This window comes from Herpetosiphon llansteffanensis, from assembly GCF_003205875.1.
Lineage (GTDB): Bacteria > Chloroflexota > Chloroflexia > Chloroflexales > Herpetosiphonaceae > Herpetosiphon > Herpetosiphon llansteffanensis.
This window is the reverse complement of record NZ_PUBZ01000127.1, coordinates 1-21554: the sequence shown is the minus strand read 5'-3', so window position 1 is coordinate 21554 and position 21554 is coordinate 1. Positions and strand designations below refer to the sequence as shown.

Sequence of the window (21554 nt, the reverse complement as noted above, 5' to 3'; positions counted from 1 at the left end):
CGTTCAATGGTTCGTTTTTCTCGTTTACTCTCTTGTGGCTTGCTATTGACGGTGTTAGCAGCCTGTGGCGGTGCGGCCAGCACCCCAACCAGCGTACCAGCAGCGACCGCGACCACGGCTCCAACCGAGGCCAGCGCCGCCGCGACCGCAACAACTGCACCAACCGAAGCTGCTGTGGCCCAACCAACCGCCACCACCGCTAGCGATACAACTGCCATCAGTGGCACACGTACCTTCACCCATGCGTTGGGCGAAATCAGCATTCCAAATGTTCCACAACGGGTTATCGCCCTCGACTGGATGTATTTGGAAGATGTTGTGGCCTTGGGTGTGCAACCAGTTGGCGCAATCGATTTGGAAAATTATCCCAAGTGGATTGATTTGCCGTTGACGATTGATCCTAGCGTGGTTTCAATTGGCGCAAATCCATCACCCGATCTTGAATCGATTGCCGCATTGAAGCCAGACCTGATTTTGGTTGGCTCGTTGCGTGGCGAAACGATCTACGATCAATTGAATGCCATTGCCCCAACCATGATGTTCAACCCCTACTTGAAAGAGGGTGAAGGCCATCCATACGACGAAATGACCACAACCTTCAGCACAATTGCCGCAGTTTTGGGCAAAGAAACCGAAGGCGCAGAAGTGTTGGCCAAGATGGAACAAACCTTTGCTGATTCCAAAGAGCAATTGGCTGCCGCTGGTTTGGCTGATGCCAATGTCTTGGTAGCCCAAACTTACGCCAGCAACAACGCTGCCGAAGTGCGTTTGTTCACCGACAACGCCGCTGTGATGGAAATTATCAAGCGTTTGGGCTTGAAAAACGCTTGGGCCGACCCAACCTACCAAGTTTGGGGCTTCTCGTCGGTTGGCACCGAAGCCTTGGCTCAGTTCAACGATATTCACATGCTCTACATCACCGAAGAAAATAACGATCCCTTCCAAAGTGCTGCGATCAAGCCCTACTGGGATAGCCTAGAGTTTGTCAAAGCTGGCAAGGCCCACACCTTGGATAGCCAAACCTGGACTTTTGGTGGCCCAATTGCCGCCGAAGTCTTTGCCCAACGGGTCACCGAAGCGCTCTTGTCGGAAAGCAAATAAGCCTGATTTAGCGCTGGCCGTTTGAGAATAGCAAGCGGCTAGCAGGAATAGATACACAATGCAACGATTTTTGGCATTAATTGGCTTGGTCAGCGTGTTGGCTGCCTGTGGTTCATCGGCTGCAACCCAAGCCCCTACGACCGCTCCAACCACCGCTGCCGCCGCAACCGCGACGACTGCACCAGAACCAACCGCTGCCGCGACTGAAGCTGCCGCCGAAGCAACCACTGCTCCAGCAGATAGCGCTGCTGGCACGCGCACGATCAAGCACGTCATGGGCGAAACGACGATTACTGGCGTGCCACAAAAGGTCGTTGTGCTCGAATGGGTGTATGTGGAAAATCTTTTGGCTTTGGGCGTGCAACCAGCTGGTGTCGCCGACATCGAAGGCTACAACAAATGGGTTGATGTGCCAGTTGAATTAGGCCCAGCTGCAGTTGATGTTGGTACTCGTGGCGAGGCCAACCTCGAAACAATTGCCTCAATCAAGCCTGATCTGATTATTACGCTTCAGTATGATGCTGAAAAGAACTATGCTCAATATAGCGCAATCGCCCCAACCTTGGTGTTCAATGCCTATCCAGAATCAGGCGATCAATACACTGAAATGATCGAAACCTTCAACACGATTGCCGATGTGCTGGGCAAGACCGAAGAAGCCAAGGCTGTGTTGGCCAAGATGGAGCAAACCTACGCCGAAGCCAAGCAAACCTTGGCCGCAGCAGGCTTTGAAAACGCTCCATATGTTTTGGCGCAAGCCTACACCTCAAACAGCGCCGCCGAAATTCGCTTGTTCACCGACAACTCGATGATTGCCAAATTGATCTCTAAAACTGGCCTCAAGAATGCCTGGACTGCTAGCACCTTCCAAGTCTACGGCTTCTCGACGGTAGGTAGCGAAGCCTTGGCTGGGTTGGGCGATGTCAACTTTATGTACGTTGTAGCTGATGACGACAACCCATTTGCCAGCGGCGCGATCAAGCCATTTTGGGATAGCCTCGATTTTGTGAAGAAGGGCCAAGCCTATCCATTGGGTGGCGATGTTTGGTTCTTTGGCGGTCCATTATCAGCAGAAGTGCTGGCCGAACGGGTCGTCAAGAGCTTGACCAAGCAATAAACAATTGTTATTGATAGAGGATGTGCATATGCATGTAGAACGTAGCCCACTTGCCCAAAGCTTGGAACGCGCCGCGACCTTGGATCAATACTTGGTTGCACGGATTGTCGAACCAAACGAGCCAGATTGGGTGTCAGCTACAGCATTGACCGATCCAGCGATGCTGAGCACCATTCTTGAAAGCTTTGCGGAAACCCGCAAGCTGGCAAAGCGCCGTTTGGCAGGTTCGTTCTTTATTAGTTCGTATGTTTGGTATCTGGCTGGGGCAGCGATTGCCAGCTTATTGGCCGATCAACGGATTCCCGACATGGATCGATCCAATGTGCTGGCGCGTTTCCCCAGCAGTAGCAACGGCAATCAGCCAGCAGTCGCCTTTGCCTCGGAGCGGTTTTTCGGCTTAGCCGTTGATCAAGCGCATCATGGTGCGACCATTGTTGCAGATAAAGCCAGCTTGCGCGAACAATTCCGCCAGCAATTCGAGCAACATATGGCTCCAGTGGTGCAATTGGTTGCTGAGCAATCAGGTTTAGGCCAACGTGCCCAATGGAACATCATTGCCGATCGTTGTGCTGGTATTTTCTTGCGGGTTGGCCAGCGCCTTGATCAAGTTGATTTTGCTTGTGCAGAAGGTTTGGCCTTTGTGGGAGCCAAAGGTTCAGCCATGAAGGCCAGCAAAACTGGCTATATTGAGCTGAATACGGCGAGTAATGATTGTGCGACATTTCTTCAGCGTGGCGGTTGCTGCTTGTACTATCAAGTTGAAGGCGGCGATAATTGCAACGATTGCCCATTGTTGCCCGCTGCTGAGCGCTTACAACGCATGACGGGGTTAAGCAACTAAAGGCTGGTTCATTGGATTGGCAACCACATTCCCTCACCCCCTCGCCTACTGCACGTGGGGGAGGGGGAGCCGATCGGTTTCACCAACGAATTGCGCAAAAACCACAGGGTTAAAGCCCCTCGCCCGCTCTGTGGGAGAGGGGTTGGGGTGAGGGAATAAAAGTGATGAACCCGTATAACTAAAGGCTGGTTTGTGCATTTTGCAAGCCGATCTGGGCCTAAACATCCAATTTAACGCCATTTGTTGCTGCTAAACTAAGTATATGTGTAGCTAGCTGTAATGCTGACGATCATTGATCGTCAGCATTGCCTATTTAGGTGAGGTGACGCATATGCTGTTGACAACCGCTCACTGGAAGCTGATTCGGCGCTGGTCAATGGTTTTGGGGGTGATTTTAGGTTTGTGGCCAACGTTGGCGCTGGCTTGTACCCAACCACCGCCTGGGGTAAGGAGAGATCCATCAACAACTGCTGATCGAGTTAATGCGGCGCAAATTGTTTTCGAAGGCACGGTTATTGGTGGCCAGCAATCGGGCAGTACAGGGCCGATCTATACTGCAACCATCGAAGTGCATCAATATTTTAAAGGGGTTGATAACAAGATCGTAACGGTTGATGGGTTTGGCGATGGAGCGAGTTGCCGAGCCTCGGTGAAGGTCGGCGATCAGCGCTTTTTCTTTATTCAAGTTGGGCCAGATGGCCAGTGGCATGGTAGTTACCAACATGGTGGGCCGATTGCTATGGTTACGCCCGAGATGGTGACCGAAATTCTTAACGCTGTTGGCAAGCCACCCGTCCCGCCGCGTGATCAAACCACGACTCCAACCAGTCAAGCGCAAAATCCCGACCTACCGCGCGAACTTCCGGCCACCAATCAAGGCTCAAATTTCTTGATTTGGTGGGTGGTGCTTGGCCTTGGTTGTTTGTCAGCAGGCATATGGTTGCGCCGGAAGTATTTCAAATCAGCCTAATTGCACTTAACACAGCGGCGCAGAGAACATATTATTCTCTGCGCCGCTGCGTTAAAACTCTAGGTTATTTTACGATCAATTCAACCTCGATATTGCCACGGGTTGCGTTGCTATATGGGCAAACAGTATGCGCTTTTTCAACCAACGCCAAGGCAGTTTCGCGCTCGACCTTGGGCAAATCGACGGTCAAGGTTACGGCCAAGCCATAGCCACCCTGGGCATTTGCGCCAAGGCTGACCGTGCCAGTTACGCTTGAATCGCTGGCATCGGCTTTGGCATGTTTGGCGACCAAGCTCAATGCGCTATGGAAACAAGCAGCATAGCCAGCAGCAAACAATTGCTCAGGATTGGTCGCGCCACCAGGCCCGCCTAATTCCTTTGGTGAGGCCAATTCAAGGGTCAAGCTGCCATCAGGCGCGGTTACTTGGCCAGTGCGTCCACCGCTTGCAGTCATCGTGGTCGTATATAAGGTTTTAAGTGCCATAATCGTCAAGCTCCTTCAAACACATTGAATTTATATTTATAGCAATTATATTGTGTGCAATTCAATTTGTCAAGAGCTAATTTCCATGCTACGGTGCTGCTATGGATAACACAGGAGGCCGACGATGAATTTGGCAGAACAGGGTTTGTTATTGGAGCAGCAATTGTGCTTCGATGTGTATGCGGCCTCACGCGCAATTAACAAAGCGTATCGGCCACTTTTAGAGGCATTGGGTTTGACCTACCCGCAATATTTGGTGATGTTGGTGTTGTGGCAGCACGAAGCGCAAACCGTCAAGCAGCTTGGCGAGCAGCTTCAGCTTGATTCGGGGACGCTTTCGCCATTGCTCAAACGGCTAGAAAGTGCTGGCTTTTTGCAGCGTCAACGCCGAGCCAGCGACGAACGTGAAGTTGAAATTCAATTAACTGAAGCTGGGCGGGCCTTGCGCCAACAGGCCAGCAATGTGCCAGCTTCGATTTTTCAGGCGCTTGGTCTAAATGCTAGCGATTATCTTGAGCTTAAACGCTTGCTGCACCAAGTAATGGCTTCGGTCGAGGCCAATAGCCCTGATTAAGTTTCCCTCACCCCCCATCCCCCTCGCCCACTGAACGCGGGCGAGGGGGAGCACGCGTTTTGTACTACAGATTGCGAAAGAACCATGAGGTTAAAGCCCCTCGCCCGTGCCACGGGAGAGAGGGCTGGGGTGAGGGAACTTAAAACCTAAAACACCTTAAGCAGGCTGTCCCTACGATCAAAGCATCTATGGTATAATCAAGGCCCGTACTGATGTATTCAGTGCGGATTTTTTATTTAACGCGGAGCACAGTCAATGACGAAGTATATTTTCGTAACGGGTGGCGTTGCATCATCGGTGGGCAAAGGGATCACCGTGGCCTCGCTGGGCCGTTTGCTGAAAAGTCGTGGTATTAGCGTTTCAATTCAGAAACTTGATCCATATATCAATGTTGACCCCGGCACAATGTCGCCCTACCAACATGGCGAGGTGTTTGTGACCGAAGATGGAGCCGAAACCGACCTCGACTTGGGCCACTACGAACGCTTTATTGATGAAAATTTGTCCCGCGTTAATAACATCACAACCGGTCAAATTTATTCTTCTGTGATTCAAAAAGAGCGCCGTGGCGATTTCCTCGGCGGCACGATTCAGGTTATTCCGCATATCACCAACGAAATTAAGAGCCGCGTGGCCCTCGTTGCCAAAAATACCAGCGCCGATGTGGTGATTGTGGAAATTGGCGGCACGGTTGGCGATATTGAAAGCTTGCCATTCCTCGAAGCAATTCGCCAAATGAAAAAAGATGTTGGCCGCGATAATGTGATCTATATTCACGTCACCTTGCTGCCGTATCTGCAAGCTAGCGGCGAACTCAAAACCAAGCCAACCCAACACTCAATCGCCGAATTGCGCCGCGTCGGTATCTCGCCAGCGGTCGTGCTTTGTCGCTCCGATTTGCCAGTTGATGATGACATTCGCGAAAAAATCGCCCTGTTTGCTGATTTGCCCAACGAGGCTGTGGTTGCCCTGCCAACTGTCGAAACGATCTATGAAGTGCCCTTGGTTTTGGAAGAAGCAGGCTTGGGCGATTTGATTTGCGAACGCTTGGCCTTGGCTGCGCAGCCAGTGCAACTCGATGAATGGCGCTCGTTGGTTGCTGGCATCAAGCAACCAAAACGCCATACAACGGTGGCGATTGTTGGCAAATATGTTGAATTGCGCGATGCCTATATGAGCGTTGCCGAATCGGTGCGCCACGCTGGCTGGGCCCAAGATATTCAGGTTGAAATCAAATGGGTCTCATCGGAAGAACTCGAAGTTGCCGATCCGGTGACGATGCTTGGCGATGTGCAAGGCATTATCGTGCCTGGCGGCTTCGGCTATCGCGGCGTTGAGGGCAAAATTCGCGCTGTGCGCTATGCCCGCGAAAACAACATTCCATTCTTGGGCTTGTGTTTGGGTATGCAATGTGCCACGATTGAATTTGCGCGCTTTGCATTGAGCGCTCCCGATGCCAACTCAACCGAGTTTAATCCTAATACCAAGCTGCCAGTAATCGACTTTATGCCTGATCAATTGGATATTAGCGACAAGGGCGGCACAATGCGTTTGGGCGTGTACCCCTGTATTTTAGCGCCAGGCAGCAAAGCAGCCAAAGCCTATGGCCGTGAATTGGCGCTCGAACGCCATCGCCATCGTTTTGAATTTAACAACAAATATCGCAAAGCCATGGAAGCAGCAGGCTTTGTGATTAGTGGCCACTCGCCTGATGGCCGTTTGGTCGAGATTGTTGAATTGCGCGATCATCCATGGTTTGTGGCTTCGCAATTCCACCCTGAATTCAAGTCGCGGCCAAATAATCCGCATCCATTGTTCCGCGATTTTGTACAAGCTGCTTTGGAACAAACCGCAGAATAAGCCCAAAGTCAAAGTGCAAAAGTCAGAAGTCAAAATTATAACCAAGCTGTTTTTGAGATCGAGCGTATCGTAGCTCGATCTCTCTCTTTTTAACGCAGAGCTTTTTTTGCCACGAATTGCCCAAATTACACGGAAAGGTGAAACCGCGAAGGACACGAAGAGCGCGAAGATATGGCTATGGGCCATGGGCATTTGATTTCTGACCCATAGCCCCTTCATCCCTCATCCTTCATCCTTCATAATTTTTATGTTCTATGTTCTATGCTCTATGTTCTATGTTCTTTGTTTGCAGCTATAATAAAGCTTGAACGACAAATTGTAGGGATTGCCTGTGAAAGTCTTATATATCGCCAGTGGCATTCGCGTGCCTGGCGCGTTTGGTGGCGCAATTCATACAACCGAAGTTGCCCAAGGGCTAGCTCAACTTGGCGTTGAAATGCATGTGGTGACGCGACCAGCCCAAGGCCAACGGCGCAAACCATGGCAATTGCCCAAGCATAAAACTGGCTCAATTACGTGGTACGAAGCCGATTTGCCGAAGCCGTTAAGTTTGTTGGGCTATGCAGCGATTGCCCGCTTGGTGCGCGAGTTGCAGCCCGATGCGGTGATGGAGCGCTATTACAATTTTGCTGGCGCAGGCATTTTGGTAGCGGCTCGCCAAAAGATTCCAACCTTGTTGGAAGTTAATGCCTTAATTGTTGACCCGCCACAGGTGCGGAAGCGCCAAATAGACGATGCTTTAGGCTGGCTTTTACCTGGCAGCGCTGGCCCGATGCGGCGTTGGGCGGCGTGGCAATGTCGGCATAGCAGCAAAATCGTAACTCCGTTGCATACGACTGTGCCGCCCGAAATAGAACGTAGCCGCATTGTCGAATTGCCTTGGGGCGCGAATGTTCAGGCATTTAGCCCACAAACCAATCCGCCAACTCAGCCAGTGTTTGTTTTTCTTGGCTCGTTTCGGCATTGGCATGGCGTAACCGATTTTATTCAAGCGGCAATTCGCTTGATTCAGCAAGGCAGCACGGCGAAATTTTTATTAATTGGCAGCGGCCCTGAACAGGCAGAAGCACAACGGCTTGCTGCGCCATATGCTGAACATTTTGAATGGGCTGGAGTAGTGGCTCATGAGCGCGTGCCAGCCTTGTTGGCTCAGGCCAGTGTTGGGGTTGCGCCATTCAATCCGGCTCGCCACCCAGCGTTACAATCAGCAGGCTTCTTTTGGTCGCCGCTGAAAATTTACGAATATATGGCCGCAGGCTTGCCCGTGGTGACGGCGAATATTCCGCCATTGGATACGATTATTCGGCCACAGCAGGAAGGCGGCTTGTTTGAAGCGGGCAATATCGCCGACCTTGCGCGGGTGATGCAGGCAGTTGCCAACGACCCACACCGCCAACAATGGGGCCTCAATGCCCGCCAGCGCGTAGTTGAACATTATTCATGGGAGCAACATTGCCAAGCCTTGAAGCAAATTTTACAAACGATGATCACCCAGCGCTGAAACCGTTGCACGTGCTCTTGCCAAGCGATGTGTTTCCGCCACGAACTGGTGGCGCGGGCTGGAGCAGCCATGCCTTAGCGCTGGCGTTGCTCGAACGCGGGCATCAGGTAACTGCTTTGGTTCCCAAGGCTGGGCTACGCGGCTTGCAGCATCGGGTCGAGGCGGGCGTGCCAGTGGTTGAGGTTGGTTATCAACCCTCGCGGCTGCCGTTTGTGGCTAATTGGTCGCGCTTTGAGCTGTTCTGGCCGCAATTTGCCCAAGCAATTGTCCAAACCATCGGCGATCAACGCGAGCATGTGATTATTCATGGACAGCACGTCCAAGGAATTGGTGCAGCAGTGCTTGCTGGGCAACAGCTTAATCTGCCGGTGGTGGCAACCGTGCGTGACCATTGGCCAAACCATTATTTTGGCACCAATTTACATGGCGATCAATTGCCGTTAGACAAGTTTGGTTGGGCGGCAACTGCGACTGATTTGGTGGCGCGGCGCAAGCCTTTGCTGGGAGCGCTCTCGTTATTGGCCATGCCCTATGTTCAGGCCCATATGCGTTGGCGACGACAGCTTTTGCAGGCCTGCGACGCAGTAATTTCGTTGAGCGCTTACATTACGCAGCGGCTTAGCCCGCTGATTGCGCCCGAAAAACTATGGCCTATCCCAAATATGGTTAATTTGCCAGCGATTGCCAAAGTGCTAGCAACACCTGCCCAAACGACCATTAACCAACCATATGTGTTGTTCACTGGCAAATTGGCCCGTAACAAAGGCGCATATTTGCTGCCTGAAATCATGGCAAGCATGCGCACTGCTGGTGGCAATGCTACTTTAGTGATTGCTGGCGGCCAGAATCCAGCCCTCGTGGCAGCGATTCAAGCCCAAGGGATTGATGTGCTGGCACTGGATTGGGTTGAGCATGACGAGGTTTTACGCCTGATGGCGGGGGCCAAATTGTTGCTCTTTCCATCAACTTGGGGCGAGCCGCTGAGTCGGGTTTTGCTAGAGGCGTGTGCAGTTGGCATGCCAATTGTGGCAATGGCCACGGGTGGCACGCCAGACCTCATTACTCATGGCGAGAACGGCTATTTGGCGCACTCAGCCCAACAGCTTGGTTGGTTGGCAGCAGAATTGCTGGCAAATCCAGAGCGGGCGCAACAATTAGGCCAAGCTGCATATCAAACCGCGCAAACCAGATTGGCCGCGCCGGTGGTGGTTGCCCAGCTTGAGCAACTCTATTGGACATTATGGACTCAGCAAGCGCAGCGAGCGCTGACTGGGTACGATTAAGTTACTGTGTAGGAGAAAAGGCGTATGCGTCGATTGGTTTCTTGGTTGCTCTTGGCGCTGATCCTCGTAGGATGTAGCGCAACGCCAGCAACTGTTAATCTCACCGTTACCCCGAATTTACGTCAACAAACTGCAACGGCTTTTGCTTTAGTAAACCAAGCGCTGCAACGCCCAACTGCCACAGCAACCGTAACCGCTGAGCCTGGCGCGCCAACGCCAACTCGCTCAAGCGCTGTGCAGGCAACCGCAACCCTCAATCTTGGCCCAATTACGGTCACGCCGTTGCCAACCGCAACGCCCTTGGAAAGCCCAACGCCAACCGAGACTCCCTTGCCAAGCGCAACGCCAACGCCCGAACCAACAGCAACCCCAGCGCCACCAAGCGCCAGCAGTGGCTGGATCTATTTTGAGCGCGCTGGTGGCTTGTGGAGCTATGATGTTAAACTCAAAACCGAACAATTAATTGCTGAACGTGGCAAGTTGGCACGCGTTTCGCCAAATGGCACCAAAATCGCCTATTTGGATAATCGCACCTTGTTCGTGGCCGATCGTGATGGTGAAAATGCCCAAGCCTTGACCACCAATGTCAACGAAGCGCCGCGGTGGGCACCAGATAGCACAGCCTTGGCGGTGGTCAGTGGCAATGCTGATAATCGCTATCCTTTGGCCTGCGCTGATGGGAGCCAATTGATCATTGTTGATTTGAACAGCAATACCAGCACAACGGTCGCTCAGGGCTGTCAACCAGCATGGTCGCCCGATGGCAAACGCTTGGCCTATGTCTCGCCAACAATTGGCGATATTAACGAAGGCTTCAACACGGTTGGTCTCGTTGGTCGCCAAGGCCAAAATGGCTGGACTCCAGTCAGCGCGCCAGTACAAAACGCAGCCTTCCCTGATCCACGGCGAATTTTCTATGCGCCGTTCTGGAATCGTGATGGCAGCAGTTTGTATAGCTTTGGCTTTATTGGCTATCGGGTATTGATCGATTTCAGCACGCTGGAACAGATCGATCCAATTAATGGTGGCACGAAGCCCATTGGTTTGGCGATGGATGTGCAAAGTGCTAGCGTGCGGCCAACCTTGCGCGGCGATGGCGTAGCCTATATCTCACTCGGAGCCAAAGGTAGCCCCATGTTGAATGTGATGAGCACTGGCAATCAGCCCCAAGTTGCCGATTATATTGGCACCGCGATTGAAGTTTCGGCCTTGGTTGAATTTGGCACCGAGTTTGTTTCGCAAGCTACGTGGGCTCCTGCTGGCGAAATTTTGGCCTTGGTGGTGTGTGCTCACGATGGCTATGCCTGCACCCCAGGCGGCAGTGGCACGATTCAACTCTACGATCCCAAAACCAAACTCAGCACCACGTTGATTCAAAATGTCGATGCAGAAGGCAGTATCGATTGGGGGCGGTAGATTTCAAAGGCTACTGGCTATGGGCTGATGGCTGTAGATCTTGGCATTCAAGCAGGTTTGGGTTTTGGCATAAAAACCTGAAGTTTATGCTTGGATTATGGTTTATCGGCTATAGCCTACTCTTTAAAAGGATAATCTTGCCAGAGCTTGGTTAGGATGATGATGGCACATGCTGCAATGCTGAGCCAAACAACATCTGCATAGCCAAGCAGATAGGCTGCGATTGGAGCAGTGCTGATCATCACCAGTGCTGCCCAACTGCTACGCTTCAAAACCACGGCAAAAAATGCGCCGACAGCCAAAAGTGGCAAGGCCAAAATTGGCGTGAACACGCTAATCACGCCCAGCCCGGTGGCTAAACCTTGGCCGCCGACAAGCAACAACCAGTTCCGCCAATTCTGCCATGGGCTTTTGAAACTGCGCAGCAATAAATAGGGCGAGTAGCAATGGCCCGAAACCGCAGCCACCCCAACTACTGCAACTGCCAATTTGTTGGCAAACAGCGCATCAGTTAGCAGCATTGGGATGGCTGATTTAAGTGCATCAAGCACTAAAACTAATATTCCAGCCCCAGCCCCAGCCACCCGCAACGAGTTACGCGCCCCAACGTTGCCCGAGCCAGTCGAGCGTACATCGTGGCCGCTCAGCAAGCGCACAACCGGCACAGCAAAGGGAATTCCGCCAATTAAATAGCCTAAAATGCCCAATAACACAATCTGCATAACAAAACCCTCTACACCCGAATCGTCAATGCTGCTGGCTGAATGCTGATGGTGATGTCGTGTAAGCTGGCACTAAATACCTCACCATCAACATGAACTGGCACGCCACGCTCGCTATGCAGCTTAAAGGTGCGGGTTTTGAGCATTGTCACACTTGGCAAATCGCCATGCGTGCCTTGGCGTACCCGAGCCGAATCGCGCACCATCGACCAGCGCGATTGCTCGCCAGTTAGGCATACATCGAGCAAACCATCGTCGATTTTGGCAGCAGGCGTGACCCAAAAGCCGCCGCCATGATAGCCACCATTGCCAACTGTTGCCATATTAATTCGTTGTTGCAGGGTTAAATCATCGGTTTCAATCAGCAGATCGCGGGCTTCGTAGCGCAAAATTGATTTGAGCACCGCAATCATATACACCAAGCCACCTTTGATGTGTTTGAGTTTCTGCGCCTCAATTGCTACATTCGCATCTAAGCCAATGCCCACGCCATTGATAAACCAATGTTGATTAATGATGCCCAGATCTATCTGGCGCAGTTGGTTGTTGGCAATCGCACGAATCGCCTCAACAATGCTATTGGCTGGCAATTTGAGCATTTTAACAAAATCGTTGCCCGTGCCAAGCGGCACAAAACTGAGTGGCAGTTGCGAGCCAGCCATGCCATTAACTATTTCATTGATTGTGCCATCGCCGCCAGCAGCAATGATGCCATCCCACGTGCCTTCAGCAACGCACTGCTGGGCTAAACTCGTCGCATGACCAACGTGGGTGGTTTTGAATAAACTGGCTTCAAGCCCAAAATGGCTCAGCATTGCCATAATGTGTGATGCTTGGTGGGCTGCACGTTGACGATTGGAATGGGGATTCAAAATGACTGCTAGCCGCAGTTGTGACATAATCATGCTCCTCGTCATTTGGGTGATAGCAGCATTATAGCAGGGGCTAAAGGCTTTGCTAGGCCATAATCGAGCCGCAGGTAAGATTGGCAACTGTGCCAGTCATGGCGCTAGCATAATCCGAGGCGAGGAAGATTGCTGCATTGGCAACTTCGTTTAAGCGTGGTAAGCGCCCAAGTGCCGTGCCATCTTGCATATAGCGCTGAATTTGCTCGGCGGGATTATCCCAAGTTTCGGGCAAGGCATCGGAGCGCAGGCAAACCACGCGCACATTCTGCGGGCCAACTTCGCCAGCTAAACTATGGGTAAAGCCTTCGATCGCAAGGCATGCGGTGCTAAAACCACCAGTTAAATGGTAGCGGCGTTCGCGGCCTGATAGCACTGATGAAGAGGCCGAGAGGGTCAAAATCACCCCTGATTGTTGCTGTACCATTTGGCGGGCGGCAGCGGTGGCAGTCAAAAAATGGGTTTTCACGCCAGTCATAATTGGGGTAGTGAAATCAGCAGCTGACATTTGAATTAATGGCGTGCCTTGCAAATCGCCGCGAATCCAAATTGCATTGAATGAAATATCAATCCTGCCTGTTTGAGCCAGCAGTTCGGCTAAATGATGTTCAATTGCTGCCTGATCAAGTGCATCGACGATGGCAACCTCGGCCAAGCCACCAAGCTCACGAATTTCGTTGGCGAGCGTTTCGAGTGCTGTTTGATTGCGGCCTGTGAGGAAAACCCGTGCGCCCTCGCGGGCAAAGCCACGGGCTACTGCGCTGCCAATCGAGCCTGCTGCACCATAAATAACTGCAATTTTATCGCGTAATAGCATCACTCAGCTCCTTGTATACCTCAAAACGAAACATATGTTCGTTATTGTAGGCAGCAGAATAGTGCTCTGTCAAGGATTAAATTATAATTCACGAAGAACACGAAGTGGGATGTGGCTATAGGCTATGGGCTATGGGCTATCAGAAGAATCATTATGCGTTCCCACCAATCTCCGATAGCCTATAGCCAAGAGTCCATAGCCTTAACACTCTGCGGCTCTGCGTTAAAAAAGATCAGGCTATTGCTAGCCCGATCTCAATCTATGTTCTTTGTTCTTTGCTCTATGCTCTCGCTAGGCAAATGCGCGCACAACTTCGGGCATTTCGAGCACCGTCGATTCAAACCAGTTGAGTTGTTCGCGCAGCGCCACTACTTCGCCAACAATCAAAATTGCTGGTGCGCTAATGCCAGCGGCTTTAACTGCGGCCTCAATCTGATCAAGCGGCGCGACTACGGTTTTTTGTTGGTCAGTGGTTCCCCAGCGAATCACGGCGGTTGGGGTGTCTGCTGGCCGACCATTGGCAATTAAGCTGGCAACCGTGTGGTTAATCCGCGTGATACCCATCAAAAAGACCAAGGTATCAACGCCTTGAGCCAAGGCCTGCCAATTGATGCGGCTGGTTGGCTTGGTGGGATCTTCGTGGCCGGTTACAAACACCACCGATGAGGCAACATCGCGATGGGTGACTGGAATGCCAGCATAGGCAGGGGCGGCAATCGCCGAAGAAATACCTGGCACAACTTCCCACGCGATTCCGGCGGCGCTCAAGGCTGCTGCTTCCTCGCCACCTCGCCCAAACACAAACGGATCGCCGCCTTTGAGCCGAACGACCAATTTGCCACGTTGGGCATGCTCAATCAAGGTTGCGTTAATCCAATCTTGGCTGGCTGAATGTTGGCCGCCACGTTTGCCAGCTGGAATCAGCTCTGCATCGCTGCGGGCTTCGGCCAATAATTCGGGCAAAACTAAGGCATCAAATACGATCACATCGGCACTTTGCAAACGGCGTAAGCCTTTGACCGTGATTAAATCGGCGGAGCCTGGGCCAGCTCCAACTAATGAAACAAAGCCTTCGCGTGTCATAGATCCTCCGTTGGCAAGTGATTGGGCCTCGCTGTTGGCTCTTCAGCTAAGGCAGCTAGCAGTTGATCAAAATAGTGCTCGCGCTCGGCGCTGCTGAGGCTGGCTAGTTGGCTGCGTTGGCTTGCGACAACCTGGGCCAGCGTGGCATAGCGTTGATCAAAATAGCTGCTCAGCTGTTGGCGTAGATAGCGACTTAAGGCTGGGCTGGCCCCGCTGCTACTCACGCTAAACAATAATGAGCCTTGGCGATGGCTAGCAGTTGTGATGAAATTACCCTCTTCAGCAGCATCGGCGATATTGAGGAGGATTGGGCGGTTGTGGCATTCTTGGGCAATTTGCTGGTTGATTGAGCGCTGATTGGTTGCGGCAACAACTAAAAACGCCTGATCACAATCACCAGTCTGATACATACGGGCAAGGTGCTGAATTTGGCCGTTGGCTTGCCAGTGTTGGAGTTGGGCTGTGAGGTCGGGGCTGATCACGATTGGGATTGCGCCGCCTGCAATTAAACCTGCAACTTTGCGCTCAGCCACCGTGCCACCGCCAACCACAACACAGCGTTGTTGGGCTAAATTGGTCAAAACTACTGGGTACATAGCAAATCAGCCTTGAGCCGCTGAATCAACAGCAGCGCCAAACAGCAGTGGTTGGGCAAAAGCAACATTGCAAATCATGTGGGCAAGCCTAGTATAAGCAAAATCTTGCTTTTGCGAAGCCTTAAAGCAATTATTTTCTATCGAATTTGCGCCATGGTGGGCTTCGCTCCGCACCCTCTGCTCTATGTTCTATGTTCTATGCTCTTCGTCCCTCGGTTTTCCACCCTTCCGTCCCGCCAGCGGGAGACGCAGGGGGCTTTAATCCCCCTGCACCCCCTCAAGGACATTTTGTGGTACGCAAGCGTTGCTTGATGAACCTATCAATCTTCATCCTTTATCCCTCATCCTGCGGTTTTCCACCCTTCCGTCCCGCCAGCGGGAGACGCAGGGGGCTTCCCCTGCACCCCCTCAAGGACATTTTGTGGTACGCAAGCGTTGCTTGATGAACTTGCGGATTGGTAGTGCGCCTCGCCCCGCCCCCTCTGCTCTATGTTCTATGTTCTATGTTCTCTATTTCATCCCTCATCCCTCATCCTTCATCCTTCATCCTAACGGCTTTTATTCCATGAGCCTTCTTCAGTCCAAACGCCTTCTTCGGTTTCTGGCTGGCCAAAGCCGAGATAGTCGCGCAATTGGTCGTCGGTTTGGCGTTTGGCCCAATGGCGAAACTGGTCTTCGGGGCTGGTGCGTTGGGTTTGGTAGGTCGTTACCAAGTTGCCCAAACGATCGGCTAGCTCCGACCAAGGCACTTTGGTTGCCACGCGGCGGGCAATTGCAGCATCGTCGCCTAAAGCTCCGCCCAACAGAATATCTGCTGCTGGCAACTTGTTTTTGCTACCATCCGGGTTGCGAATGACACCGCCCTGCAAGCCAATATCGGCGATGCTATGCTGGCTGCACGAGTGTGGGCAAGCAGAAAGATGGATGCGCAACGGCACATCAAGCTCAACTTTATTGTCCAAGGCTCCGGCCAATTGCCATGCAGCTTCTTTGGTTTCGATTGTGGCAAAGTTGCAGTATGGCAAGCCGGTGCAAGCAACCACCGTGCGTTGAATCCGTGGCCCATTTGGCTGTAATTCTTGCAATAATGGCTCGGCCAGCAAGGCATCCAAGCGGGCTTCAGGAATGTAGGGCAGCAGCAAGTTTTGGCTGTGGGTCAGGCGAATTTCGCTTTGGCCATATTCGCGCGCTAAGCGAGCAGCCTCGCGAATTTGGGCTGGCGTGATGCGGCCAGTTGGTACAAGCAAGCCAACCCAATACAGATTTGGCTGCTTTTGACGAAACACACCAACCACATCGCCGCTATAGACTGCTGGCGGTACATCGGTTGCCGCTCGCTCCAAGGTATGGCCAAGATAGCGCTCGACCTCTTCGCGGAAGCGTTCTGCGCCCCAATCGGCAATCAGATATTTGAGCCGCGCATGGTTGCGCTTTTCGCGGTAGCCAAAATCGCGATAAACCAAGGTTATAGCACGCGCTACTTCGACCACCAATTCGGGATCGGCTGGCACAAAAACATCAATATTTTGCGCCAGATATGGCTCGTGCGAAAGCCCGCCACCAACCCAAACGTTATAGCCCAGCACAATTTCGCCATCAATTTCTTTGCGGCCTGGGGTAAAGGCCAAGTCGTTGATTGGGGCTTGGGTTGCGTCGAGGCCACCGCCAGCCACCGAAATTTTATATTTGCGTGGCAAGTTCGAGTAATCGGTGTTATAGGCAAAGTGCTCATCGAGCGCCTTGAAAAATGGCCGTGGATCGAGCCATTCGTCGGCGGCAATGCCCGCAACTGGGCTACTGACGACATTACGTGGCACATCGCCACAGGCTTCAATCGACGAAAGGCCAACGCTTTCCAAGGTTTGAAACACGGTTGGAATATCACGCAGGGCAATCGTATGCAATTGGAAGGTTTGGCGGGTGGTGATTTCGACCCGCCCAGGGGCAACAGTTTCGGCCAATTGCACAATCGCATCAGCCTGATCAGCGGTCATAATGCCGCCTGGCAAGCGCACCCGTAACATGAAAAAGCCATCTTTGGGCTTATCGTGATACAAACCATACCATTTGAAACGGTTCATATCGCTTTCGGTTACATCATTAATATCGCCGCTTTGGGCGTAGCGATAAATATCGTCGAGCACCGCCAAGCCGTCTTTTTCGATTTTTTGCAGTTCTACGGGGTTGAGTTTTTGGGTTGTAGCAGTCATGCGACCTCCTCAACGGCGGCAACCGTCGGTAGATAGCCAAGTTCCTCAAGTTTGTTGATAATGCGGGCAACGCTGGCATCGAGCGCTTCGGCGTGGCTTGGAATCACCACTTCAGGGTTGGTTGGTGGTTCGTATGGGTCGGAAACCCCAGTGAAATGGGGAATTTCGCCAGCCAACGCTTTGGCGTACAAGCCCTTAACATCGCGGTCGATACAAACTTCCAAGGGGCAATCGATATAGACTTCGACAAAGCGGGCGGTGCTGGCGCGAATTTCTTCGCGAGTTTGGCGATAGGGCGAGATAGCGGCGGCAATTGCCACTCCGCCATGGCGCGCAACCAAATCACAAACCCAGCCAATGCGGCGCACGTTGGTATCGCGATCTTCCTTCGAGAAGCCCAAACCTTTGCTCAAATGCGTGCGCACCACATCGCCGTCAAGCACCTCAACGCGTTGTTCGCGTTCGCGTAGCACTTCCGCCAATGCAGCAGCTATCGTCGATTTGCCTGCGCCTGATAATCCAGTAAACCAAATAATATATCCCTGACTCATAGAAAATCCTTTATGGGAAGGATGAAGGCTAAGGGATGAAGGATGAACTCATCCCTGTATTATCACTACTTCCATTGCCAGAGCATCGAATCTTAGGTTCAATGTGTACTGGTTCATCACATTAACTACTCATCAATTCAATGAACCAATACAGCTATGTTCTATGTTCTATGCTCTATGTTCTTTATCTACGCAGCGATCAATTCTTCGATAACTTCGCGGCGGCTGAACTCTGGTGGTGGCAATTCGCCGCGTGACAAGAGCGCGCGCACCGCAGTGCCACTCAAAATAACGTGGTGTTCGTGGGAGTGTGGGCAGGTTTTGGCCGAGGCCATCGCGCCACAACGTTGGCAGTAGAAGGTATGTTCAAAGAACAATGGCGTAATGCCCAAGGCAGCAGGATCAAACTCGCTGAAAATCACTTGCGCATCGTAGGTGCCGTAATAATTGCCGACCCCAGCGTGATCGCGGCCAACGATGAAGTGGGTGCAACCATAGTTTTTACGATTCAAGGCATGGAAAATCGCTTCGCGGGGGCCTGCATAGCGCATTGGCGCAGGGAAAACGCCAAGCAAAACCCGATTGGCGGGATAATATTCACGCAGCAAGCGCTCGTAGGAACGCACGCGAGCCGGAGCCGGAACATCATCGCTCTTGGTGGTGCCAACCAAGGGGTGTAACAACAAGCCATCGACAACTTCTAAGGCACATTTTTGAATATATTCGTGGGCGCGGTGCACAGGGTTACGGGTTTGGAACCCAACTACCGTGCGCCAGCCAGCTTCGCTGATCGATTGGCGAACTTCTTGCGGGGTGCGTGGCAAGTGCGGAAACGCGCCTTGTTCAACCTGCAACAACCAAATTGAGCCGCCAACCCGCCAGCGTGGTGCTGCATACAAGCGCGCAACGCCCGGGTGCGTGCCTTCGGTTGTGCGATACACATGTTGGGCTTCGTATTCAACATCGATGGGGAAAATATCTTCAACTTCGAGCACTGCCAAAATTGTGCCTTGCTCGTCGGTTAAGGCAACTGGCTGATCAAGCACCAAATCATAGGCTTGATCTTCAGTAATTGGCAAGGTAATTGGAATCGACCAGGGCAAGCCATTTTTGAGGTGCATAGTTTCGACGACCGCCTTGTAATCGTGGCGATTCAAGAAACCAGTTAAGGGGCTATACGAGCCAATCCCCAGCATCAAGAGATCAGCGCGATGTGGTTCGTCGAGCACAATCTGCGGCAACTCTTGCGCCGATTGCAACAAGTTCTCGCGCAGCAAACCACTAGGAATCCGATTGACCAACGTGCCGCCGTGAGGCAAAATTAACGATGAAACAGCCATTGAAGCACACCCTCGAAGATATAATAATAGCTACCATAAAGTATCGACTTTATGATAATCAGCATTGATTACACATAACATAACGAACAGCTTGTGATTTAGATATGGAGTCCACACTCGGTTTTGTTAAAGCCGGCCCAGCGTCCGCTGCGTGGGTCACCGTTCACAGGGTGGCTTGTACAAGTATGACATCCGAGGCTGGTATAACCTTGGTCAAGCAATGGATTATATGGCACACCATTGGCATGAATGTAACGCCAGATATCGCGTTCAGTCCACAAGGCTAGGGGGCAAATTTTAACCAATTGATGTTTGTCGTTCCAAGAAACGACCGGCGTATTCGCGCGCGTGCTGCTTTGGTCGCGGCGCAGCGCAGTTAACCACGCGTCGTATGGCGCAAGCACATTTTTGAGTGGCTCGACCTTGCGCAGTTTGCAGCACAAATCTGGGTTCGTACCCCAAAGTTCGGGGCCGTGGGTTGCGGATTGTTCGGCCACAGTTTGGGCTGGGCGCGAATATTGCACCGTAATTCCATAATGTTGCTCAATTTGCTCAACCAAGGCATAGGTTTCGCTGAAGAGCAAGCCAGTATCGAGCACCAACACTGGCAGATTTGGCTCAATTTTGAGCGCCATATCGAGCAACACCATGCCAGAAGAGCCGCCAAACGAGCAGGTTAGGGCGAGGTTCGGAAAATAGTGATCGATAGCCCACCGCACAATTGCTTGCGGAGTTTGGCTCGTTAATTGCGTATCTAGGGCTGTCAGAGCCTCGCGGCTTGGCAGCGTTGCGTGCATGACCATAAAAAAAACCTCATCTGTATATTGGGCAGATGAGGAGTAGGGATCGTGGCATTGCTGTCACAAACTACTGCTCATCTGTCAGACATCACTGTCGGAATTAGCACCTTATACTTAACTGATCAGGTTAAGGATGGTTGCTGGAGCTTCGTCGGGCCGATCCCTCCGCTCCTCTGGATGAGTGCAACGGTATATATTTTTAAGCTGCGGGGAATATAACATACTTGATAAACAAAGTCAAGAATTATTCTAGCGTATTTTAGTCAAGAATTGGAGTATACTTAATAACGGATGAGTGCAACGGACGATTTAGGCCTTTCTAAAGCCAAATTTTATTTTAGCTAGCTCTCTAGCTAGTAGTTGCGATCGCAAAGGATAGTTAACTAAATGACTCAACAATACGCCCAGGCAACGCTTGGTAATGGTTGTTTTTGGTGTACCGAAGCTGTGTTTGATGACCTGCAAGGGATCATTAGTGTTGAATCTGGCTATGCTGGCGGTCATGTTGCCAACCCAACCTACGAACAGGTATGTGGCAAGAAGACAGGTCATGCAGAAGTTGTGCGCTTAACCTATGATCCAAGTATCATTAATTTTAGCCAAATATTGGATGTCTTTTTTGCTACCCATAACCCGACCACGTTGAATCGCCAAGGGAATGATGTAGGGCCACAATATCGCTCGGTCATTTTTTATCACGATGCTGAGCAAAAAGTTGTTGCTGAACAAACAATTGCTACTTTGAACGCTAGTGGTCAATGGCCAGATCCGATTGTGACCGAAGTTACGCCAATTAATAATTACTATGAAGCAGAAGATTATCATCAAGAATATTTTGCCCATCATCCATTTCAGCCCTATTGTATGGCCGTGGTTTCGCCCAAAGTCCAAAAATTTCGCAAAGAATTTAGCAAGCAACGCAAATCAGAGCATAGAACATAGAGCATAGAACATATGAGGGATCGGGGATCGGGGATCGGGGATCGGGGATCAGCGGTTAGGCCAATAGCCACTAGCCCATCACCCCGCTCCCTTCGCGTGCTTCGCGGCCTTCGCGGTTCCGTGCTTTTTGCTCCTGCGTGGATCGGATTCGTGTGATTTGACAAAGCATACGAACGGTGGTAGAATCCACGGGCTGTCAACGCATGACTGAATCACATCGGTCACGACACCAACAACTGAGACCTCGCCCACGGCGCTCGATTTGACAAAGATTGGCGGCTGTGGTAGAATCCTCAGGCTGTTGACCGACAGCGACGATGTTTGCTCAACATCACACAATTTGACGATTTGCTCCGCTCCGATGTGCATCTGCCATCAGCGGATTTTTTATCGCCAAAATCGCACCTTTCCAACTGATGGGTGCTGCGTCCGCAGCACATT

Annotated in this window: 20 protein-coding genes and 1 riboswitch; of the genes, 10 read left to right on the top strand and 10 right to left on the bottom strand. The window is 51.7% G+C overall.

Annotation, left to right across the window (positions count from 1 at the left end):
- Window positions 1–6: 6 nt before the first annotated feature.
- The 4 genes from C5S61_RS20820 (at window position 7) to C5S61_RS20805 (ending at window position 4029) form a co-directional block, all read left to right on the top strand.
- Window positions 7–1101: an ABC transporter substrate-binding protein gene (locus C5S61_RS20820; RefSeq protein ID WP_110518424.1), complete on the top strand. Its 1095-nt coding sequence runs from the start codon at window positions 7–9 to the stop codon at window positions 1099–1101.
- 58 nt (window positions 1102–1159) lie between these two features.
- On the top strand, window positions 1160–2218 hold the full coding sequence (locus tag C5S61_RS20815; protein WP_110518422.1) for an ABC transporter substrate-binding protein: 1059 nt from the start codon (window positions 1160–1162) through the stop codon (window positions 2216–2218).
- Between the two features lie 28 nt (window positions 2219–2246).
- Entirely contained in the window at window positions 2247–3059 is an 813-nt protein-coding gene (locus C5S61_RS20810) for a ferric iron reductase (protein WP_110518436.1), read from the top strand.
- A 331-nt stretch (window positions 3060–3390) separates the two neighbouring features.
- Window positions 3391–4029: a hypothetical protein gene (locus C5S61_RS20805; RefSeq protein WP_110518420.1), complete on the top strand. Its 639-nt coding sequence runs from the start codon at window positions 3391–3393 to the stop codon at window positions 4027–4029.
- A 64-nt stretch (window positions 4030–4093) separates the two neighbouring features.
- On the opposite strand, the gene C5S61_RS20800 is transcribed toward C5S61_RS20805, so the two are convergent.
- Window positions 4094–4513, bottom strand: coding sequence for an organic hydroperoxide resistance protein (locus tag C5S61_RS20800; protein ID WP_110518418.1), 420 nt, complete (start codon window positions 4511–4513; stop codon window positions 4094–4096).
- A 124-nt stretch (window positions 4514–4637) separates the two neighbouring features.
- On the opposite strand from C5S61_RS20800, the gene C5S61_RS20795 reads away from it, so the two are divergent.
- The 5 genes from C5S61_RS20795 to C5S61_RS20775 all read left to right on the top strand — a co-directional run bounded on the left by C5S61_RS20795 (window position 4638) and on the right by C5S61_RS20775 (window position 11147).
- Window positions 4638–5087: a MarR family winged helix-turn-helix transcriptional regulator gene (locus C5S61_RS20795; RefSeq protein ID WP_110518416.1), complete on the top strand. Its 450-nt coding sequence runs from the start codon at window positions 4638–4640 to the stop codon at window positions 5085–5087.
- Between the two features lie 255 nt (window positions 5088–5342).
- A complete protein-coding gene (gene pyrG / locus C5S61_RS20790) occupies window positions 5343–6947 on the top strand; it encodes a CTP synthase (RefSeq protein WP_110518414.1) in 1605 nt (534 codons plus the stop codon).
- A 331-nt stretch (window positions 6948–7278) separates the two neighbouring features.
- Window positions 7279–8448 (top strand): glycosyltransferase family 4 protein, encoded by a 1170-nt coding sequence (locus C5S61_RS20785; protein ID WP_110518412.1) that lies wholly within the window; start codon window positions 7279–7281, stop codon window positions 8446–8448.
- Window positions 8388–9731: a glycosyltransferase family 4 protein gene (locus tag C5S61_RS20780; RefSeq protein WP_205701449.1), complete on the top strand. Its 1344-nt coding sequence runs from the start codon at window positions 8388–8390 to the stop codon at window positions 9729–9731. The genes C5S61_RS20785 and C5S61_RS20780 overlap by 61 nt, the downstream gene beginning before the upstream one ends.
- Window positions 9732–9755: 24 nt before the next feature.
- Window positions 9756–11147 (top strand): TolB-like translocation protein, encoded by a 1392-nt coding sequence (locus tag C5S61_RS20775; protein ID WP_124033479.1) that lies wholly within the window; start codon window positions 9756–9758, stop codon window positions 11145–11147.
- Between the two features lie 116 nt (window positions 11148–11263).
- On the opposite strand, the gene C5S61_RS20770 is transcribed toward C5S61_RS20775, so the two are convergent.
- The 9 genes from C5S61_RS20770 to C5S61_RS20730 form a co-directional block, all read right to left on the bottom strand.
- Window positions 11264–11869: a glycerol-3-phosphate acyltransferase gene (locus C5S61_RS20770; RefSeq protein WP_110518408.1), complete on the bottom strand. Its 606-nt coding sequence runs from the start codon at window positions 11867–11869 to the stop codon at window positions 11264–11266.
- An 11-nt stretch (window positions 11870–11880) separates the two neighbouring features.
- Window positions 11881–12768: a diacylglycerol/lipid kinase family protein gene (locus tag C5S61_RS20765; RefSeq protein ID WP_164689696.1), complete on the bottom strand. Its 888-nt coding sequence runs from the start codon at window positions 12766–12768 to the stop codon at window positions 11881–11883.
- A gap of 58 nt (window positions 12769–12826) precedes the next feature.
- Entirely contained in the window at window positions 12827–13591 is a 765-nt protein-coding gene (locus tag C5S61_RS20760) for an SDR family NAD(P)-dependent oxidoreductase (protein ID WP_110518404.1), read from the bottom strand.
- A 291-nt stretch (window positions 13592–13882) separates the two neighbouring features.
- Window positions 13883–14674: a uroporphyrinogen-III C-methyltransferase gene (gene cobA, locus C5S61_RS20755; protein WP_110518402.1), complete on the bottom strand. Its 792-nt coding sequence runs from the start codon at window positions 14672–14674 to the stop codon at window positions 13883–13885.
- Entirely contained in the window at window positions 14671–15270 is a 600-nt protein-coding gene (locus tag C5S61_RS20750) for a precorrin-2 dehydrogenase/sirohydrochlorin ferrochelatase family protein (RefSeq protein WP_110518400.1), read from the bottom strand. Before C5S61_RS20750 ends, cobA begins: the two co-directional genes overlap by 4 nt.
- Before the next feature lie 548 nt (window positions 15271–15818).
- Window positions 15819–17480: a nitrite/sulfite reductase gene (locus tag C5S61_RS20745; protein ID WP_110518398.1), complete on the bottom strand. Its 1662-nt coding sequence runs from the start codon at window positions 17478–17480 to the stop codon at window positions 15819–15821.
- Window positions 17477–18031 (bottom strand): adenylyl-sulfate kinase, encoded by a 555-nt coding sequence (gene cysC / locus C5S61_RS20740; RefSeq protein WP_110518396.1) that lies wholly within the window; start codon window positions 18029–18031, stop codon window positions 17477–17479. Before cysC ends, C5S61_RS20745 begins: the two co-directional genes overlap by 4 nt.
- Before the next feature lie 188 nt (window positions 18032–18219).
- Window positions 18220–19371, bottom strand: a complete 1152-nt coding sequence (gene sat, locus C5S61_RS20735) for a sulfate adenylyltransferase (RefSeq protein WP_110518394.1) — start codon at window positions 19369–19371, stop codon at window positions 18220–18222.
- Window positions 19372–19469: 98 nt separating this feature from the next.
- On the bottom strand, window positions 19470–20174 hold the full coding sequence (locus tag C5S61_RS20730; RefSeq protein ID WP_110518392.1) for a phosphoadenylyl-sulfate reductase: 705 nt from the start codon (window positions 20172–20174) through the stop codon (window positions 19470–19472).
- Between the two features lie 68 nt (window positions 20175–20242).
- A riboswitch (SAM riboswitch) is annotated at window positions 20243–20355 on the bottom strand.
- A 203-nt stretch (window positions 20356–20558) separates the two neighbouring features.
- Between C5S61_RS20730 and msrA the strand changes: the two genes are divergently transcribed.
- Entirely contained in the window at window positions 20559–21113 is a 555-nt protein-coding gene (gene msrA / locus C5S61_RS20725; RefSeq protein WP_110518390.1) for a peptide-methionine (S)-S-oxide reductase MsrA, read from the top strand.
- The last annotated feature ends 441 nt before the right edge of the window (window positions 21114–21554 follow it).

Excerpts from the sequence above, each read along its gene's own strand:
- C5S61_RS20810 (WP_110518436.1), top strand. The coding sequence starts at position 2,247 with ATGCATGTAGAACGTAGCCCACTTGCCCAAAGCTTGGAACGCGCCGCG.
- C5S61_RS20765 (WP_164689696.1), bottom strand. The coding sequence starts at position 12,768 with ATGTCACAACTGCGGCTAGCAGTCATTTTGAATCCCCATTCCAATCGT.
- C5S61_RS20730 (WP_110518392.1), bottom strand. The coding sequence starts at position 20,174 with ATGGTCATGCACGCAACGCTGCCAAGCCGCGAGGCTCTGACAGCCCTA.
- sat (WP_110518394.1), bottom strand. The coding sequence starts at position 19,371 with ATGGCTGTTTCATCGTTAATTTTGCCTCACGGCGGCACGTTGGTCAAT.
- C5S61_RS20795 (WP_110518416.1), top strand. The coding sequence starts at position 4,638 with ATGAATTTGGCAGAACAGGGTTTGTTATTGGAGCAGCAATTGTGCTTC.
- C5S61_RS20770 (WP_110518408.1), bottom strand. The coding sequence starts at position 11,869 with ATGCAGATTGTGTTATTGGGCATTTTAGGCTATTTAATTGGCGGAATT.
- C5S61_RS20780 (WP_205701449.1), top strand. The coding sequence starts at position 8,388 with ATGGGAGCAACATTGCCAAGCCTTGAAGCAAATTTTACAAACGATGAT.
- msrA (WP_110518390.1), top strand. The coding sequence starts at position 20,559 with ATGACTCAACAATACGCCCAGGCAACGCTTGGTAATGGTTGTTTTTGG.
- cobA (WP_110518402.1), bottom strand. The coding sequence starts at position 14,674 with ATGACACGCGAAGGCTTTGTTTCATTAGTTGGAGCTGGCCCAGGCTCC.
- C5S61_RS20800 (WP_110518418.1), bottom strand. The coding sequence starts at position 4,513 with ATGGCACTTAAAACCTTATATACGACCACGATGACTGCAAGCGGTGGA.
- C5S61_RS20805 (WP_110518420.1), top strand. The coding sequence starts at position 3,391 with ATGCTGTTGACAACCGCTCACTGGAAGCTGATTCGGCGCTGGTCAATG.
- C5S61_RS20775 (WP_124033479.1), top strand. The coding sequence starts at position 9,756 with ATGCGTCGATTGGTTTCTTGGTTGCTCTTGGCGCTGATCCTCGTAGGA.
- C5S61_RS20750 (WP_110518400.1), bottom strand. The coding sequence starts at position 15,270 with ATGTACCCAGTAGTTTTGACCAATTTAGCCCAACAACGCTGTGTTGTG.
- pyrG (WP_110518414.1), top strand. The coding sequence starts at position 5,343 with ATGACGAAGTATATTTTCGTAACGGGTGGCGTTGCATCATCGGTGGGC.
- C5S61_RS20820 (WP_110518424.1), top strand. The coding sequence starts at position 7 with ATGGTTCGTTTTTCTCGTTTACTCTCTTGTGGCTTGCTATTGACGGTG.
- cysC (WP_110518396.1), bottom strand. The coding sequence starts at position 18,031 with ATGAGTCAGGGATATATTATTTGGTTTACTGGATTATCAGGCGCAGGC.
- C5S61_RS20815 (WP_110518422.1), top strand. The coding sequence starts at position 1,160 with ATGCAACGATTTTTGGCATTAATTGGCTTGGTCAGCGTGTTGGCTGCC.
- C5S61_RS20760 (WP_110518404.1), bottom strand. The coding sequence starts at position 13,591 with ATGCTATTACGCGATAAAATTGCAGTTATTTATGGTGCAGCAGGCTCG.
- C5S61_RS20745 (WP_110518398.1), bottom strand. The coding sequence starts at position 17,480 with ATGACTGCTACAACCCAAAAACTCAACCCCGTAGAACTGCAAAAAATC.